We start from the raw sequence: 15,668 nt of genomic DNA, 5'->3' as shown, positions 1-15,668 counted from the left end.
GTCTGAACGGGATGATGAGGCTCCAGATCAAGCGCTTGAGCGCGTCTGGATTCGAAAAGCCGGTTCCCGCTTTTCGGGACGCGCTCTAGGCCCCGTCCAGCGCCCGGCTCACGTCCCGGATCAGGTCGTTCGGACCCTCGAGGCCGACGCTCATCCGCACCCAGCCTTCGGTGAGCCCGATGGCGATCCGTTCGGCCTCGGGCATCGAGCGGTGCGTGGTGGTCGACGGGTGCGTGGCCATCGACTTGGCGTCGCCGAGGTTGTTCGAGATGTCGACGATCTGCAGCGCGTCGAGGAAGCGCCACGCCGCCTCGCGGCTCCCCAGGTCGAAGGCGACCACGTTGCCGCCGCCGGTCATCTGGTTGGCGATGATGGCGGCCTGCGGGTGGTCGGGCCGGCCGGGGTAGATGGTCTTCAGGACCTTGCCGTGCGCGGCGATGGCGTCGGCGACCTTTCCCGCGTTCTCGGTCTGGCGGCGAACGCGGAGCTCCAGCGTCTCGAGACCCTTGAGCAGCACCCAGGAATTGAAGGGCGACAGCGCCGGGCCCGTGTGCCGGTGCATGTCCTTGTAGGCTTCGGTGAGCACGTCCGCGGCCCCAAGGATCGCGCCGCCCAGGACCCGGCCCTGGCCGTCGATGTGCTTGGTGGCCGAATAGACGACGATGTCGGCGCCGAGCGCGAGCGGCTTCTGGAAGATCGGCGTGGCGAAGACGTTGTCCACCACCAGCTTCGCGCCCGCGGCGTGCGCGATCTCGGCCACCGCGCCGATGGCGGTGACCTCCAGCAGCGGGTTCGCCGGGCTCTCAACCAGGAAGGCGCGGGTGTTGGGCCGCACCGCATTCTTCCACGCCTCGAGGTCGGTGGCGTCCACGTAGGTGGTCTCGACGCCGAAGCGGGGCATCCATTCCGAGAGGATCCAGCGGCACGAGCCGAACAGCGCCCGGCCCGCCACGATGTGGTCGCCCGCGCGGACCAGGCCCATCAGCGACAGCTGGACGGCGGCCATGCCCGACGCGCAGGCCTTGCAGGCCTCGGCGCCTTCGAGCAGCGCCAGCCGGTCCTCGAACATCTGCGTCGTGGGGTTGCCGAAGCGCTGGTAGATGAAGCCGGGCCCCCCCGCGAACCGCGCGTCGGCGGCCGCCGCGCTCTCGTAGGCGAAGGACTGGTTCAGGAAGAGCGCTTCCGAGATTTCCCCGTGCTCGGTGCGCATGAGGCCGCCGCGCACCGCTCGGGTCTCAATCTCCCAGTCGCGCGGGTCTTCCGCCATGCCGGCCTCCATCGGTGAGGCTGCGCTTGAACGGCAGCCTTCCGTGCGGGTCAAGGCCCGCTTTCCTGCAAGCGGCTCCAGAAGCCTTGCAACACCTGCGTTCTCCGCTAAGGCTTCGCCGCCCATGAGCGACTTCAGCGTTCCGGGCATCCTGCCCTGCCAGTCCATCGAAGCCCTGATCGCCGCCGGCGCGATCAGCTCCGCCACCGCGTGGGAGCCGGACCAGGTGCAGCCCGCCAGCCTCGACCTCCGCCTCGGCGGCAAGGCCTGGCGGGTGCGCGCCTCGTTCCTGCCGCGGCACGGCACGGTGCGCGAGCGGCTCGAGGAAGTGGCGATGCACGCGCTGGACCTGGGACCCGGCGCGGTCCTGGAACGCGGCTGCGTCTACATCGCCGAACTGCAGGAAGCGCTGAAGCTGCCGAAGGGGATTTCGGCGCGGGCCAACCCGAAGAGCTCCACGGGCCGCGTGGACGTCTTCGTGCGCGTCATCACCGATCACGGCCACGCCTTCGACGACGTGGACGAGGGCTACGCGGGCCCGCTCTACATGGAGATCGCGCCGCAGACCTTCTCGGTGCTGGTGCGCACCGGCACGCGGCTGAACCAGCTGCGCCTGAAGTCCGGCGTGCCCGAGCGGCTCCGCACGGAAAGCGTCGGCGTCGACCTCACCGGCGAGATCGCCGGCTATCGCGGCCGTCGCCATGCGCCGGTGGTCGATCTCGACAACATCGAGGGGCATGACCCGCGCGACTTCTGGGAGCCGCTGGTCCCGCGCGACGGCAAGCTGCTGCTCGACCCCGGCGAGTTCTACATCCTGGCCTCGAAGCAGGCGGTGGAGATCCCGGTGATGGAAGCGGCCGAGATGACGCCCATCGACCCGTCCGTCGGCGAGTTCCGCGTCCACTACGCCGGCTTCTTCGACCCGGGCTTCGGCACCGACGAGCAGCACGGGAAAGGGTCCAAGGGCGTGCTCGAGGTGCGGAGCCACGAGACGCCGTTCATCCTCGAGGACGGCCAGACCGTCGCGCGCCTCGTCTACGAACCGCTGACCGAGCGTCCGACGCGGCTCTACGGCGACCTAGGGTCGCACTACCAGCGGCAGGGCCTGAAATTGTCGAAGCATTTCCGGATCTGGGGCGCATAGTGCCTTCGCGCCGTGAGGGCGCGGCGGGGTCGGGGGCGGCATCGTGGGTTGGAGGCGAAGGCTTGCGGCGCTGGCGGGCGCCGTCCTGGCGGCGGCGTCCCTCGCCGGCGGCGCTGCCGCGGCGCCGGCCATGTGGCGCGTCACCGACGGCGATTCCGAGGTCTACCTCTTCGGCACCCTGCACGCGCTGCCGCCGGGGCTTGCGTGGCGGACGCCGCTCTACGATCGGGTGATGGCGAGGGCCGGGACCGTCTGGTTCGAGGCCGACATGACGTCGGGCGATCCCGAGACGATCCGGCTGCTCGTGCAGCGGTACGGGCTGGACCCCGACACGCCGCTGTCGCGCAAGCTGGCCCCGTCCGACCTGGCCGTGCTGTCGCGCCAGGCCGACCTCGCGCGGATCGACCACCTGAGGCCCTGGGCGGCGGCGCTGATGCTCTCGGTGCGCCCGGTCCTGGGCCGCGGGTCCACGGTGGAGGCGGGCGCCGACATGACGGCCACGCGGGCCGCCCGCCAGGCCGGAAAGCGGCTGATGGCGTTCGAGACCCTGGAGGACCAGGCGCGGATGTACGCCGGCCTGCCGCCGGCGGCCGAGGTGCGCTACCTCGCCGGCGTGGTGCGCGAGCGGTCGCGCCCGCGGCTGCCTCTGCGCCTCGGCGCCGACTCGCTGGAGCGCGCCTGGATGGCCGGCGACGTGGCGCGCCTGAACGCGGGCCTGGAGGCCGAGAATCCCGCGCTCTACGAGGCGCTGGTCCTGCGGCGAAACCGGGCCTGGGCAGACCGCCTCGCGGAGGAGATGGCCGCCACCTCGGGCGTCATGCTCGTCAACGTCGGCGCGCTGCACCTGATCGGCCCCCAGGGCCTGCCGTCCCTGCTCCGCGCGCGCGGGCGTCAGGTCGTGAGAGTGCAGTAGGAAGGCAAGTCAGCCCGACATTCTGTCCAGGTCGCTTGACAGGCGCGAGATGTCATGTTTCCTTGTCAATCAGACAAGGAGGCTTCACGTGAGTTGGTTCAGATCGTCGCCCGGCCGCGCCCTGCTGGCCCTGCTCGCCGCCACGGGCCTGCTGCTCGCGGTGGTCACGGCGATGCGGCTGAGCGGCTTCAACCCGCCGGCCAGCGTGCGGCTGGGCATCGGGCTCGCCGCCGCCATCCCCGCGCTGTGGTTCGTGCTCAACTACTGGCGCAGCCTCGACGAGGCGGCGCAGGAGGCCCAGAAGTGGGCCTGGTTCTGGGGCGGGTCGGCCGGCCTGGGCTTCGGTGTCCTGGCCATCGCCTTCTATCCGGATCTGGCCCTTCAACTGGCGCGGCCCGGCGCGAGCGCCGAGAAGCTGATGCTGGCCGGCGCCACCGCCGTGATGGCTGCGCAGCTCATCGGCTTCCTGGTCGCCTGGGCGTTCTGGTGGTGGAGGCGCCGGTGAGCCCGCTGATCTCCGGCGCCGCCGCCGTCGTCTATGGCAGTCTCGTCGCCGCCTACTTCGTGGGGACCCTCGCATCGTGGATCACGCCATGAAGAACCGCCTCAAGGTGCTGCGCGCCGAACGCGACTGGAGCCAGGGCGACCTGGCCGAGCGGCTCGGGGTCTCCCGGCAGAGCGTGAACGCGCTCGAGACGGGCAAGTACGACCCGAGCCTGCCGCTGGCCTTCAAGATCGCCCGCCTCTTCGGGCTCGCCATCGAAGACATCTTCCAGGACGAGGCCGCTTAACGCGCGCCGAACCCTGCCGATCTACAAGGGACATCATGATCCGTACGCTTTCCCGCCTGGCGCGCCGCGCCCTGGCTCCCGTCGTCGCCTGCGGCCTGCTCGCCGCCACGCCGGCCGCCGCCGAGCCGGCGCTCTGGGTGATCAAGGACGAGGACTCCACCATCTACCTGATGGGAACCGTCCACGTGCTGCGCCCGGGAACGGCGTGGCATGAGGGCAAGGTCGAGGCGGCGCTGGCCTCGTCCAGCTCGCTGGTCATCGAGGCCGCGGGGCTCGACGACGCGGCGGTGATGCAGCCGCTGGTGCGCAGGTACGGCCTGGATCCGGCCCAGCCGCTCTCGTCGAAGCTGCCCGAGAAGGACCGGCCGCGGCTGGCCGCGGCGGCCCAGGCGATGGGCCTGCCGCCACAGGCCCTGGAGCCGATGCAGCCCTGGCTCGCCGCCCTGACGCTGAGCCTCGCGCCGGCCGTGAAGGCCGGCTACGACCCTCAGAGCGGCGTCGAGATGAGCCTCTTGCGCATGGCCAAGGCCGGCGGCTGGGAGGTGAGGGGGCTCGAAACGCCCGAACAGCAGATCCGCTATCTCGCCGGGATGTCGCCGGCCGCCCAGGCGCAGTTCCTGGTGTCGACGCTCGACGACCTGGACTCCGCGGCGGCGCAGCTCGACGCCATGGTCTCGGCCTGGGCCGCCGGCGACACGGCGGGCCTGGAGACTCTGTTCGTCACCGAACTGAAGCGGGACTATCCCGAGTTCTACGACGTCATCGTGGTGCGCCGGAACGCCGAATGGGCCCGCACCATCGTCGAGACGCTGAAGGGCTCGGGCGTCAGCTTCGTCGCGGTGGGCGCCGGCCACACCGTAGGCCCCGACAGCGTCCAGGCGCAGCTCGCGAAACTGGGGGTGCGCGCCGAGCGCAAGTAGGCCGTCAGCGCCGGCCCGCGCAGGCGCCCGCTTCCTCGGCCTTCCAGCGGACGATGGCGTAGTCGCTCCCGGTCCAGCGCAGGATCGGGTGGCAGAAGCCGGGGCCGCCGTTCTCGATGTCGGGCCAGCCGCCGGCGCCGCGGGTCGGCAGGAACTTCGGTATGCCGGCGTTCGCGAACAGCCGCCGCCAGGCCCCGGACGCCTCCTTGGTCACGATCACATAGCCCGTTCCGGTCATGCCGAAGCAGTTCGTCCCCTCGTCGGTCACCACGGCGTCGGGCCGGCCGTCGCCGTTGAGGTCGCGGATCTCGATCGTCGCCTCCTGGCGCGGGTCGCAGGCGGGGTAGCGCCCGGCCCTGGCCGTGAACCCCGCGGCCCGGAAGGCCGCGGCGCGGTCCGCGGTCGCGGTCGCAGGCGGCGGCCCGGACGCGGAGGCGGGCTTCAGCAGATAGGCCTCTCCGGCCCAGGCCCAGACCGGCTGGGCGCCCGGCGCGTCGAGCGTGTAGTCGCGCCAGCCGCCCGTGACGGTGGGCAGCACCCGGATGCGGCCGGCGGCTCCGCCGATCCTGCGCCAGCGGCCCGCCGGATCGCGCCAGATCACCGAGGCGCCCGCGCCGGCCGGGCCATAGCAGGCGGGGTCGACGTCGGTGACGATGGCCTCGCTCCTGCCGTCCCCGTTCAGGTCGACGGCGGTCGGGACGGGCCGGGCGGGGCGCCCGCAGCCGTTGAGGATCTGGTTTCCGCGGATCGCGTAGCCGGCCGCCGTGAGCATGGCCGCGGCCTCGCGGGCGCGGTCCTGCGGTCCGGGTTGCGCCGCCGCCGGGCCGACCGCGAGCGCCGCGCCTGCGGCGGCGAGGGCGAGCGCCGCGGCGGGACGGGCGTTCACTCCGCCGGACGCTTGTAGATCGACCGCCGCGGGGTATCCATCACCCGGCGCATCATCGGGACGAAGGCGTCCAGCGGCATCGAGTCGTAGCCCGGCTCGAACGAGTTCTGGTCGTACAGGTGGCAGAACTGGGCGCAGGCCTCGAACGCCGGGTGGCCCCGGAACTGCTCGCGCATGTCGCGGTCCAGACCGATGTGATGGAAGAAGTAGTAGCCCTGGAAGACGCCGTGGTGCTTCAGGATCCAGTGGTTCTCTTCCGAGACGTAGGGCTCGAGGATCGCGGCGCCCAGCTCGGCGTGGCTGGCCGGCAGCAGGATGTCGCCGATGTCATGCAGCAGGGCGCAGACGACATACTCCTCGTCCTTGCCGGCGCGGTGGGCGCGGGTGGCGGTCTGCAGCGAGTGCTCCAGCCGGTCGACCGCGAACCCGCCGTGGTCGCCCTCCAGCAGCCTCAGGTGGGCCACGATGCGGTCGACGTGCTCGCCGCGATGCCTGGCCGCCGCGCGGCCGATGGCCGCCCAGTCCTCGGCCGTGCCTTCCACCATGCTGTTGAACTGCGCCCGCTCGAGCAGGACTTCGCCGTCGGCCATCGGAACCTCCCTGATTGGGCGGCATGGTGGGCGCGAGCGGTCCGGGGGTCAACGCAGAGGCGGCCCGACCGCCCCACCACGCCGTCTCGACGCGCCGACGAAGAGACGCTAAACGGTGCGCCCTCGCCGGGACGCTCCCGGCCTGAGCGGGTGTAGTTCAGAGGTAGAACGTCAGCTTCCCAAGCTGAATGTCAGGGGTTCGATTCCCCTCACCCGCTCCAGAATTCTCATGGCACTTGGCAGGCCGCAGCTGTCGGCCGTGGTGAAGAACGACCGGCGACCGGGTGTCCGATCGCGCGGATCAGGGACGCGCGGGCTTCCGGGCCGCGAGGCGACGAAAGCGCTCCTCTATGGATTCCCGGTCAAGCGCCGCTTCAAGGCGGTCGAGCGGCAGGTGCAGGTCGCCGGCTTCCCGGTTGAGCTCCTCGCTCAAGGCTTCCAGCGCACGCCAGAAGTGATCCATCGTCTCGCCCAGCTCACGGCCGGCCGGAGTCAGGGTGAGGAGGCGGCGCCGGGAGTCGGTGGGATCAAGCGCGCGTTCGACTAGCCCAGCCGTGATCAGCCCCGAGCAGGCTTGGCTGACGGCAACGTGGGTGACCCTGAGCCGCTGCGCAATCTCCCCGCCGCTGATCGGTCCCAGCAGCCGGATCTGGTTGAAGGGCCCATACCAGCGTTGCTGAAAGCGGATGCCGCTCGCGGCGTACAGGAGGCCGACGTCCTGATCGATCCTCTCCGACAGGCGGCGAAGTCTCGCGCCGATCGCGGCGGCCCCTCGTGAGCGCGGATAGTCTGAATCGAGATCATCCATTGAATTATGTAAGCGCTTACGTAAACTGCCGTCCATGAGACGCGCCGGCTCGACAAGCGCCCAGCCTGCCATAACCCGCCGAGCGTTCGGAGCCATTGCCCTGTCCAGCGTCTTATCGATGGAAGAATCCGGCGTGGCGATGGCGAAAACGCCGACTAGCCTCGCAGGGCGGCTCAAGGCCGAGCTTGAGCGAGCCGTACGGGAAGACGATTTCAGCGGATCGGTGCTGCTTTCCCGGGGTGAGAAGGTGGTGTTCGCAGGCAGCTATGGCCTCGCCGAACGTGGCTTTGGCATCCCCAACCAGCTCGATACGCGATTCAACACGGCGTCGATCCCCAAGCTGTTCACCAGTCTTGCCGTGATGCGGCTCGTCGAGGCCGGCAAGCTCAGGCTCGATCAGAGTCTGAACAGCGCCTGGCCCGGCTATCCCAACACAGATGCGGGACAGGCGACGATCTCACAGCTGCTGAGCCACACGGCGGGCTTCGGCAATCATCACACCTGGCTGCCGACCTATGCCGGCCCGCCTCTGTTGACCAACCGGGACTACTTCGCACGCTTTGTCGACGAGCCCTTGGTGCAGGCGCCGGGTCAAGGGTTCAGCTACAGCAACAACGGCTATGTGGTGCTTGGCCTGCTGGTCGAACGGATCACCGGCGAGCGCTACTTCGATCACCTTGCGCGCACGATCTGGAAGCCGCTCGGGATGGTTGATACGGGGCCGCTGCGCATGGACATCGCCGCGCCGCGGATGGCGCACGGCTACTTCCGATCGCCCGATCTTCCGGGCGCCTGGCAATCCAATCTGGATCCACGAACGCCTGTGGGGGCCGCCCATGGCGGCATCTTTTCCACGGTCGCAGATCTCGACCGCTTCGGCGCAGCGCTTGCCAGGGGGGATCTGCTTTCTCCCGCGCTCATGCGCGAATGGACGACGGGGCGGCAGGCCTACCACCGCGGCATGTACGGCTTGGGGTGCAGCGAGGTGGTGATCGATGGCAAGCGGATCATCGGTCATTCCGGGGGGCATGACGGCGTCGCCGGCGAACTGATGGTTTGGCCTCAGAGCGGATATCGCTTCAGCATCCTGAGCAACACCGAACCGGACGGCTATTTCGCGCTGGTGTCGTTCATCAAGCAGCTGCTCACGGGCGCGGACCAGATCAGCCGCGTGCACGACTACAGCCGGGCCCTGGCGCAGGTGTTTCTGACCAAGGGCGCGGAGGCGGCGCGGGCGATGCATGCCGGGCAGGGTCCCGCCATTCGGCCTAGCGAGGGGCTCCTTGATGCGCAGGCGCTGCGCGAGATCCACCGCGGACGCTCCGCCGCGGGGCTTGCCCTGCTGCGCTTCAACGTCGAGGTCTTCGCGAAATCGTCGTGGCCGCGCTGGAGCCTTGCCGAGGCGCTTCGCAGGCAGGGCGACAGCACAGGCGCGGTGGCGGCCTATCGCGACTACCTTGCGCTCGAGCCGGACGATGCCGACGCCAAACGGTGGCTCTCGATCCTGGCAGGCGATCCGCGGGCCTAGCTTCGCCTTTTCCCCGAGCGCTCGGCTGGCTTCAGCGAAGGCGAAGTCAAGCGGGCGGGCGACCACGTCCCGCGTGTCTTCGGCGGCCATGGCCCGCTCGTGCAGACGCTCGGCCAGTTCCAAGCCAAGCTCGGCGAACCGGCCTCGGCAGACGGGCAGTTTATCCACCGCATCGGCGACCGCCGTCGCGCTTCAGAGGTGACAGGCCTCCGCCTGTGCGTATGGTGCGGAACTGCGACCGCTGTTGGGGTGGCGGCGACCTGGTCGCCACCGCCACCCCTTCGGGGAGCCAACTTCCGGGCCTCGCGGGATCGCGTCTGAGGCGTGGGCGGGGGGCGGTGTCGGCCGACTCCCCGCCCGAACCAGCGGAAGCCTCAGAACGCTTACGCGAGAAACCTGCGCGATCAACCAAAGGTTCTTTCTTTGTTCTGGAGCTTGGTGGAACCGTCCACAGCAAACCGACCTCTTTCGCCTATTCGCCTTCGAAAGCGCCTGCTGTGACGCAATGAAGCGCCGTCGCCTGATCCTCGGGAGGATCACGCCGCAGGCTAGGCGCGCGGGCGGAAACCCCGGGCGATGATCCAGATCGCGAAGACGACCTCGAAGATGCCCGCGACGGCGACGAGCCCGCCGCTGAGCGTCATCTGCCCGGCGCGTTCGAGCACCATGGCCGCGGCCAGCGCGACATAGCCGATCACGCCCATGGCCGCGAGGACCGGTGGGACGGGACGGGTCCTGAGCATCCAAAGGGAAAACACGACGCCCGCGGCCCCCAGAACGATCATCCCGGCGTTGTAGGAGGCGTCGTTGAGGCTCCGGGCGAGGGGCGACGCGGCCAGCGCGACATAGGCGAGGGGGCCGCTCGCGAGGATGAGCCCTTCGAGCACGCGGCCCCACAGCACTACCGCCGCCGTCATGGGAGAACTCACGGCGATGATCGGCCGCAGCAGCAGGCCGATGGCGACAACGACGGCCGAGTTTCCGAGGATCAGGCCCAGGCCGGCCAAAGGCTGTTCGTTCTGCAGCAGGTACTGACCGCCGCCGTAAAGCGGGAAGGCGGCCAGATAGAGCACCCCGGCGACCGCCAGGGCCTGTCTCTCCGTCGGTCTCTGCGTCAATTCCCGAGCCTTCGCGGACTGGCTCGCAGATGGGGTGCGAGGCGGAGCGTGGCAACACAGCTTGCTGAGCTCGCCCCTAGGCTCCGGATCCCCGCAGCACGCCATAGTAGTAGCGGCGGAACTGGAGGGTGGCGCGGTCGGTGGCGACCGAGCGTTCCTCGGCGGCGGGCGGGCATTCTTCGGGGCCGCTGGACTCCACCACGGCCTGGTCCTCGTCGACGATGCGGCCGTTCATCCACGCGAACAGGGGCTCGAGAAGCGGGCTGCGGGCGAAGTCGCGGACGGCCACGACCATCAGGCGCGTGCGGCCGGTCTCGGCGGGAACCACCAGCGCATGCAGACGCAGCCGGCGCCGCGGGATGGGGATGTGCAGCACCATGATGTTGGGTCGGTAGAACTCCAGCAGGCTGCCGCCGTCGCGTCCATCCAGGGCTGCCAGGATGCGGCCCCCGAAGCCGGTGTCCTCCCAGCTCACGTCCATGCGCGAGTCGGGTCGCATGCGGCGGCGCAGGGACCGGCCGATGGTGCGGCGGTGGACGAACGGCAGGTGCTGGCCGTCCAGCATGTTCTCCATGGCCCGGGTCCAGTGACAGGCCCAGTCGCGGCGGACGACCGTGCGGGCCAGGTCGGGATCGACGAGGGCGGGTGGTATGGCCGGCTCGGGCGGTTCGACGGCGCCGGGGCGGGTGTAGACCCAGATCAGGCCGCCCACCTCCCGGGTCGGCAGCGCCTGGGCGCCCAGCGTCTCGAGGCGAGCCTCGGGGTTGAGGGGCACGCCGCGGTTGGCGCCCGTGACGTCGAACCGCCAGCCGTGGAACGGGCATTCCAGGCAGCCGTCGGCGGCGACCCTTCCCAGCGAGAGCGCCACGCCGCGGTGAGGGCAGCGGTCGATCAGGGCCCCGGGGCGGCCCTGGCCGTCGCGGAACAGCACCAGGGCCTCGCCGGCCAGGGCCACGCGGACGGGCTTGTTCCGCACGTCACGCGCGGGGACGAGCGGGGTCCAGACATCGGCGAAGCCACGGAACGGCATGCGGGAGCCCCGGTTGGTCGCAAGCCGCCAGCGTGGCCATCCGGTACGGCGGCCGCAAGGCCGCCGCGCGCGATCAGCGCGGCGCCATGCGGATGGCGCCGTCGAGGCGGACGGTCTCGCCGTTGAGGTAGCCGTTGCGGCACATGGTGACGGCGAGGTCCGCGTACTCCTCGGCGTGGCCCAGGCGCTTGGGGAAGGTCACCGAGGCGGCGAGGCCGGCGTAGACCTGCGGGGCGCGGGTCTTCAGGCCGCCCAGCATGGGCGTGTCCATGATGCCGGGCAGGATGGTGTTCACGCGGATGCCGTCGCCCGAGAGGTCGCGGGCGATGACCAGCGTCATGCCCTTGATCGCCGCCTTGGCCGCGGAATAGGCGACCTGGCCGATCTGGCCTTCCTCGGCGGCCACCGAGCCGGTGTTGACGATGGCGCCGCGGTCGCCAGTCTCGTCAGGCTCGAGGTTGGCGATCATGCCGGCCGCGCTCTTCACGATGCAGCGGAAGGTGCCGACGGTGTTGAGCTCGAGCACGTACGAGAAGTCGGAGACCTTGAACGGCACGATCTCGCCCGTCTCCTTGTTCTTGCCCACGGTCTTGCCGCCGCGGCCGCCGCCCGCGCAGTTGATCAGGATGCGCTCCTGGCCGTTGGCGGCGCGGGCCTTCTCGAAGCCGGCGTCGACCGAGGCCTCGTCCATCACGTTCACCTGGCAGAAGACGGCGCCGGTCTCCTTGGCCGCCGCCTCGCCGGTCTCGGCGTTGAAGTCGAAGATGGCGACCTTCACGCCCAGGTCGCGCAGGGCCTTGACGGTGGCCTTGCCGAGGCCGGAGGCGCCGCCGGTGACGATGGCGGAGACGGAAGAGTCGAGCTTCATGGGTGGCTCCCGATCTGGATTTCGCCGTCGTCTAGCACGCCCCCGGCTTCACCCTGCGGCGCCTCGGATCACAGGCCCAGGATGCCCTTGGCGATGATGTTGCGCTGGATCTCGTTCGACCCGGCGTAGATCGAGCCGGCGCGGTCGTTGAGGTACTTGGCGGCCACGGTCCGTGCGTAGTCGGGCCCGATGGCGAGGCCGTCGTTGGGCGGCGTGAAGTGCGGCGTCGGGCCGCCCGCCGAGACGGTGTGCGGCTGGTAGACCGCGGCGAAGAGGCCCGCGGCGGCCAGAGCGATCTCGGTCAGCCGCTGCGAAAGCTCGGTGCCGACCGTCTTCTGCAGCGAGGATTCCGGACCGGGCGGGTCGCCGGCCGAGAGCCGGGCCATCAGCTTGAGCTCGGTCGCCTCCAGCGCCTCGATCCGCACCGACGCCTCGGCAAGCTGCCGGGACAGGGCGGCGGCCTCGGCGGCGAGGTCGGGACGGCCCTCGGTCTCGCGGCGGATCATCTGGGCGATGCGGCGGGCGCGGACCTTCAGGCCGGGCGTGGAGACGCCGCCGCCGCGCTCGAACTGCATCAGGTACTTGGCCACGCCCCAGCCCTCGCCGATGCGGCCCACGACGTTGGCCTTGGGCACGCGGACGTCGGTGAAGAAGACGTGGTTCTGGATGTGCTCGCCGCTGAGCGAGAGGATCGGCTGCACATCGACGCCGGGGCTGGTCATGTCGATCAGCAGGAAGGTGATGCCCTGCTGCGGGATCGCCTCCCGGGAGGTGCGGACGAGGCAGAAGATCCAGTTGGCCCGGTGGGCGTGGGTCGTCCACAGCTTGTGGCCGGTGCAGACCAGGTGGTCGCCGTCGTCCACGGCGGCCATCTGCAGCGAGGCGAGGTCGGAGCCGCTGCCGGGCTCGGAGTAGCCCTGGCACCAGAAGTCGTCGCCGCGGAGCATGCGGGGCAGGTAGTGCGCCTTCTGCGCAGGCGTGCCGTGGCCGATGAGGACCGGGCCGCACATGCCGAGGCCCATGGGCGACAGGGGCGGGGCGTGCGCCGCCGCCAGCTCGGACGCGAAGATGTAGCGCTGGGTCACCGACCAGTCGCAGCCGCCATGCTCGCGGGGCCAGGCGGGGGCGACCCAGCCCTTGCGGTAGAGGATCCGCTGCCACTGCATGGCGACGTCGCGCTCGGCGTAGACGCTGGTGAGGGTCTCGCCCACGTGGCGCAGCGCGGGAGTCAGCTCGGCGTCGAGGAAGGCCCGCACGTCGTCGCGGAACCGCAGATCCGCGTCGCTCCAGCTCAGATCCATGGTGTCCCCCGCGCGCCGCCGAGGCTCCCGACTTAGGGGGGATGGGCCGCGCCGGAAAGCCTGACCTAGCGGTACGCCCGTTCGGGCCTAGCATGGCGGAAAACGGGAGCGGAACATGGCCGACGACCTCTTCGACCTCAGCGGCAAGGTGGCGCTGATCACTGGCGGGAGCCGGGGGCTGGGCCTGCAGATGGCGCGCGCGTTCGCGAGCCACGGCGCGGACCTGATCATCGCCAGCCGCAAGCTGGACGCGTGCGAGGCCGCGGCGGAGGAAGTGCGGGCCATGGGCCGCCGGGCGAAGGCCTACGCCGTCCATGCCGGGCGGTGGGCCGAGATGGACCGGCTGATCGAGGACGCCTACGCCGACTTCGGCCGCATCGACATCCTGGTGAACAACGCCGGCATGAGCCCGGCCGTGCCCAGCCACGAGGTGACCGAGCAGCTGTTCGACAGCGTGCTCAGCCTCAACTTCAAGGGGCCGTTCCGGCTGGCGAGCCAGGTGGCCAAGCGGATGGCCGACGGCGAGGGCGGGGTGATCATCAACATCTCGTCGACCGGCGCGCTCGTCCCGCTGCCGCGCGTGGTGCCCTACTCGGGGGCCAAGGCGGCGCTGAACGCCATGACGGTGTCGCTGGCGCACGAGTACGGTCCGAAGGTGCGGGTCAATTCGATCTCGGCCGGCCCGTTCCTGACCGACATCTCGAAGGCCTGGACCGAGGAGGCGCGCGAGAAATCCGACAACGCGCTGGGCCGTCCGGGCCGGCCGGAGGAGATCGTCACGGCGGCGCTCTTCCTGGCGAGCCCGAAGTCGTCGTTCGTCACCGGCGCCGTGGTGCGCGTGGATGGAGGCCAGAACTAGGATGCACCCCTCCGTCCACGCCCGGACGAGCCCCGACAAGCCCGCCTTCATCATGGCCGGGACCGGCCACACGGTGACCTACCGCCAACTGGACGAGCGCTCGAACCAAGGCGCCCAGCTGTTCCGCGCGCTGGGCCTGCAGGTGGGCGACGGGGTGGCGATCATGATGGAGAACCACCCGATCTACTACGAGGTGCTGTGGGCCGCGCAGCGGTGCGGGCTGCGCTACACGGCGATCTCGTCGCGGCTGACCGCCGGCGAGGTCGCCTACATCGTGCAGGATTCCGGCGCGAAGGCGTTCGTCGCGTCGCGCGCCATGGCCGACGTGGTGGTCGAGGCGGTGAAGGAGACGCCCGGGGTCGCGCTCTTCATGTGCGACGAGGCGGTGGCGCCGTTCGCATCGTTCGAGGCCGAGCGGGCGAAGCATCCGGCCACGCCGGTGGAGGGCGAGACGCCCGGCGTCGCGATGCTCTACTCCTCGGGAACCACCGGCCGGCCCAAGGGCGTGAAGCGGGCGCTGCCCGGCGGCCCGCTGACCGCGGCCGAGGGGCTCACCGAATGGGCCCGCACGCTCTACGGGATGGACCCGAACACGGTCTACCTCTCGCCCGCGCCGCTGTACCACGCCGCCCCCCTCGGCTGGTCGATGAACGTCCAGCGGCTGGGCGGGACGGTGGTCATGATGGAGAAGTTCGACCCCGAGGACTGCCTGCGGCTGATCGAGCGCCACCGCATCACCCACGTCCAGTTCGTGCCGACCCACTTCGTGCGCATGCTGAAGCTGCCGGCGGAGGCGCGGGCGCGCTACGCCCACGACAGCCTGAAGGTCGTGTTCCACGCCGCCGCGCCGTGCCCGATCCCGGTGAAGGAGCAGATGATCGCCTGGTGGGGCCCGATCATCCACGAGTACTACGCGGGCACCGAGGGCAACGGGCGCACCACGATCAACAGCGCCGAGTGGCTCACGCACAAGGGTTCGGTCGGCCGCGCGAACCCGCCTGTCGAGGTGAAGATCTGCGACGACGAGGGCGAGCCGCTGCCGCCGCGGACCGAGGGGATGGTCTTCTTCTCGGGCGGGGCGAAGTTCGAGTACCACAACGCGCCCGAGAAGACGGCCGAGAGCACCAACAGGCACGGCTGGACCACGCTGGGCGACGTGGGCTGGCTGGACGAGGAGGGGTACCTCTACCTCACCGACCGCAAGAGCTTCATGATCATCTCGGGCGGCGTGAACATCTATCCGCAGGAGGTGGAGAACCTGCTCATCACCCACCCGCGCGTGGCGGACGCCGCCGTGGTGGGCGCCCCCGACGAGGAGATGGGCGAGAAGGTGGTGGCGGTGATCCAGCCCATGGACTGGGCCGACGCCGGGGACGACCTGAGGGCCGAGCTCGACGCCTACTGCCGCCAGCACCTGTCGGGGGTGAAGCGGCCGCGGGTCATCGACTTCATGGCCGAGCTGCCGCGCCACCCGACGGGCAAGCTGTACAAGCGCCTGATCCGGGACGCCTACTGGGGCAAGACCGGGGGCACGATCGTCTGATGCGCGCCCTGGCCGCCGGGCTGATCGTTCTCGCGGCCGCCGCGCCCGCGGCCGCGGCGGAGCGCTGGACCCGGCTCTTCGACGGCAAGTCGCTGAAGGGCT

16 protein-coding genes and 1 tRNA gene are annotated in these 15,668 nt (G+C 70.5%); 9 read left to right on the top strand and 8 right to left on the bottom strand.

Going from position 1 to position 15,668, the window contains the following annotated elements; translation table 11 throughout:
- Positions 1–85 precede the first annotated feature (85 nt).
- Positions 86–1,267, bottom strand: coding sequence for an O-succinylhomoserine sulfhydrylase (gene metZ / locus JNK30_RS08475; protein WP_293481629.1), 1,182 nt, complete (start codon positions 1,265–1,267; stop codon positions 86–88).
- 124 nt (positions 1,268–1,391) lie between these two features.
- Here metZ and JNK30_RS08470 point away from each other — a divergent pair, with 124 nt between their 5' ends.
- The 5 genes from JNK30_RS08470 to JNK30_RS08450 all read left to right on the top strand — a co-directional run bounded on the left by JNK30_RS08470 (position 1,392) and on the right by JNK30_RS08450 (position 5,035).
- Complete coding sequence (locus tag JNK30_RS08470; RefSeq protein WP_293481628.1) at positions 1,392–2,411, top strand: 2'-deoxycytidine 5'-triphosphate deaminase; 1,020 nt, start codon at positions 1,392–1,394, stop codon at positions 2,409–2,411.
- Positions 2,412–2,454: 43 nt separating this feature from the next.
- Positions 2,455–3,324 (top strand): TraB/GumN family protein, encoded by an 870-nt coding sequence (locus JNK30_RS08465; RefSeq protein ID WP_293481627.1) that lies wholly within the window; start codon positions 2,455–2,457, stop codon positions 3,322–3,324.
- 88 nt (positions 3,325–3,412) lie between these two features.
- Complete coding sequence (locus tag JNK30_RS08460; protein WP_293481626.1) at positions 3,413–3,829, top strand: hypothetical protein; 417 nt, start codon at positions 3,413–3,415, stop codon at positions 3,827–3,829.
- A gap of 88 nt (positions 3,830–3,917) precedes the next feature.
- Positions 3,918–4,115, top strand: coding sequence for a helix-turn-helix transcriptional regulator (locus JNK30_RS08455; RefSeq protein WP_293481625.1), 198 nt, complete (start codon positions 3,918–3,920; stop codon positions 4,113–4,115).
- A 35-nt stretch (positions 4,116–4,150) separates the two neighbouring features.
- Complete coding sequence (locus JNK30_RS08450) at positions 4,151–5,035, top strand: TraB/GumN family protein (protein WP_293481624.1); 885 nt, start codon at positions 4,151–4,153, stop codon at positions 5,033–5,035.
- A gap of 4 nt (positions 5,036–5,039) precedes the next feature.
- Here the strand turns inward: JNK30_RS08450 and JNK30_RS08445 are convergent, their stop codons facing one another.
- Both JNK30_RS08445 and JNK30_RS08440 read right to left on the bottom strand, forming a co-directional pair.
- Positions 5,040–5,921 carry a hypothetical protein gene (locus tag JNK30_RS08445; protein ID WP_293481623.1) on the bottom strand — a complete coding sequence of 294 codons (882 nt, stop codon included), beginning with the start codon at positions 5,919–5,921 and terminating at the stop codon, positions 5,040–5,042.
- Positions 5,918–6,511 carry an HD domain-containing protein gene (locus JNK30_RS08440; protein ID WP_293481622.1) on the bottom strand — a complete coding sequence of 198 codons (594 nt, stop codon included), beginning with the start codon at positions 6,509–6,511 and terminating at the stop codon, positions 5,918–5,920. The genes JNK30_RS08445 and JNK30_RS08440 overlap by 4 nt, the downstream gene beginning before the upstream one ends.
- Before the next feature lie 146 nt (positions 6,512–6,657).
- Here JNK30_RS08440 and JNK30_RS08435 point away from each other — a divergent pair.
- Positions 6,658–6,732: transfer RNA gene (locus JNK30_RS08435), tRNA-Gly, on the top strand.
- A gap of 80 nt (positions 6,733–6,812) precedes the next feature.
- Here the strand turns inward: JNK30_RS08435 and JNK30_RS08430 are convergent.
- Positions 6,813–7,319 (bottom strand): MarR family transcriptional regulator, encoded by a 507-nt coding sequence (locus JNK30_RS08430; protein ID WP_293481621.1) that lies wholly within the window; start codon positions 7,317–7,319, stop codon positions 6,813–6,815.
- 34 nt (positions 7,320–7,353) lie between these two features.
- Here JNK30_RS08430 and JNK30_RS08425 point away from each other — a divergent pair, with 34 nt between their 5' ends.
- Positions 7,354–8,847 (top strand): serine hydrolase, encoded by a 1,494-nt coding sequence (locus JNK30_RS08425; protein ID WP_293481620.1) that lies wholly within the window; start codon positions 7,354–7,356, stop codon positions 8,845–8,847.
- A gap of 548 nt (positions 8,848–9,395) precedes the next feature.
- Here JNK30_RS08425 and JNK30_RS08420 read toward each other — a convergent pair.
- The 4 genes from JNK30_RS08420 to JNK30_RS08405 all read right to left on the bottom strand — a co-directional run bounded on the left by JNK30_RS08420 (position 9,396) and on the right by JNK30_RS08405 (position 13,164).
- Positions 9,396–9,965, bottom strand: a complete 570-nt coding sequence (locus JNK30_RS08420; RefSeq protein WP_293481619.1) for a DUF4386 family protein — start codon at positions 9,963–9,965, stop codon at positions 9,396–9,398.
- 76 nt (positions 9,966–10,041) lie between these two features.
- Positions 10,042–10,995, bottom strand: a complete 954-nt coding sequence (locus JNK30_RS08415) for an aromatic ring-hydroxylating dioxygenase subunit alpha (protein ID WP_293481618.1) — start codon at positions 10,993–10,995, stop codon at positions 10,042–10,044.
- 73 nt (positions 10,996–11,068) lie between these two features.
- Positions 11,069–11,863 (bottom strand): SDR family NAD(P)-dependent oxidoreductase, encoded by a 795-nt coding sequence (locus JNK30_RS08410; RefSeq protein WP_293481617.1) that lies wholly within the window; start codon positions 11,861–11,863, stop codon positions 11,069–11,071.
- A gap of 68 nt (positions 11,864–11,931) precedes the next feature.
- Positions 11,932–13,164: an acyl-CoA dehydrogenase family protein gene (locus JNK30_RS08405; protein WP_293481616.1), complete on the bottom strand. Its 1,233-nt coding sequence runs from the start codon at positions 13,162–13,164 to the stop codon at positions 11,932–11,934.
- Between the two features lie 115 nt (positions 13,165–13,279).
- Here JNK30_RS08405 and JNK30_RS08400 point away from each other — a divergent pair, with 115 nt between their 5' ends.
- Together JNK30_RS08400 and JNK30_RS08395 are read left to right on the top strand one after the other, a co-directional pair.
- On the top strand, positions 13,280–14,023 hold the full coding sequence (locus tag JNK30_RS08400) for an SDR family NAD(P)-dependent oxidoreductase (RefSeq protein ID WP_293481615.1): 744 nt from the start codon (positions 13,280–13,282) through the stop codon (positions 14,021–14,023).
- Between the two features lies 1 nt (position 14,024).
- Positions 14,025–15,566 (top strand): acyl-CoA synthetase, encoded by a 1,542-nt coding sequence (locus JNK30_RS08395; protein WP_293481614.1) that lies wholly within the window; start codon positions 14,025–14,027, stop codon positions 15,564–15,566.
- Positions 15,567–15,668: the final 102 nt, after the last annotated feature.

The organism is Phenylobacterium sp., from assembly GCF_016793225.1.
Lineage (GTDB): Bacteria > Pseudomonadota > Alphaproteobacteria > Caulobacterales > Caulobacteraceae > Phenylobacterium.
Note: the sequence above shows the minus strand (reverse complement) of the source record. Positions and strands in the feature narration are given on the sequence as shown.

Coding starts and splice junctions, on each gene's coding strand:
- metZ (WP_293481629.1), bottom strand. CDS start 1,267: ATGGCGGAAGACCCGCGCGACTGGGAGATTGAGACCCGAGCGGTGCGC.
- JNK30_RS08470 (WP_293481628.1), top strand. CDS start 1,392: ATGAGCGACTTCAGCGTTCCGGGCATCCTGCCCTGCCAGTCCATCGAA.
- JNK30_RS08455 (WP_293481625.1), top strand. CDS start 3,918: ATGAAGAACCGCCTCAAGGTGCTGCGCGCCGAACGCGACTGGAGCCAG.
- JNK30_RS08450 (WP_293481624.1), top strand. CDS start 4,151: ATGATCCGTACGCTTTCCCGCCTGGCGCGCCGCGCCCTGGCTCCCGTC.
- JNK30_RS08440 (WP_293481622.1), bottom strand. CDS start 6,511: ATGGCCGACGGCGAAGTCCTGCTCGAGCGGGCGCAGTTCAACAGCATG.
- JNK30_RS08430 (WP_293481621.1), bottom strand. CDS start 7,319: ATGGATGATCTCGATTCAGACTATCCGCGCTCACGAGGGGCCGCCGCG.
- JNK30_RS08425 (WP_293481620.1), top strand. CDS start 7,354: ATGAGACGCGCCGGCTCGACAAGCGCCCAGCCTGCCATAACCCGCCGA.
- JNK30_RS08415 (WP_293481618.1), bottom strand. CDS start 10,995: ATGCCGTTCCGTGGCTTCGCCGATGTCTGGACCCCGCTCGTCCCCGCG.
- JNK30_RS08410 (WP_293481617.1), bottom strand. CDS start 11,863: ATGAAGCTCGACTCTTCCGTCTCCGCCATCGTCACCGGCGGCGCCTCC.
- JNK30_RS08405 (WP_293481616.1), bottom strand. CDS start 13,164: ATGGATCTGAGCTGGAGCGACGCGGATCTGCGGTTCCGCGACGACGTG.
- JNK30_RS08400 (WP_293481615.1), top strand. CDS start 13,280: ATGGCCGACGACCTCTTCGACCTCAGCGGCAAGGTGGCGCTGATCACT.
- JNK30_RS08395 (WP_293481614.1), top strand. CDS start 14,025: ATGCACCCCTCCGTCCACGCCCGGACGAGCCCCGACAAGCCCGCCTTC.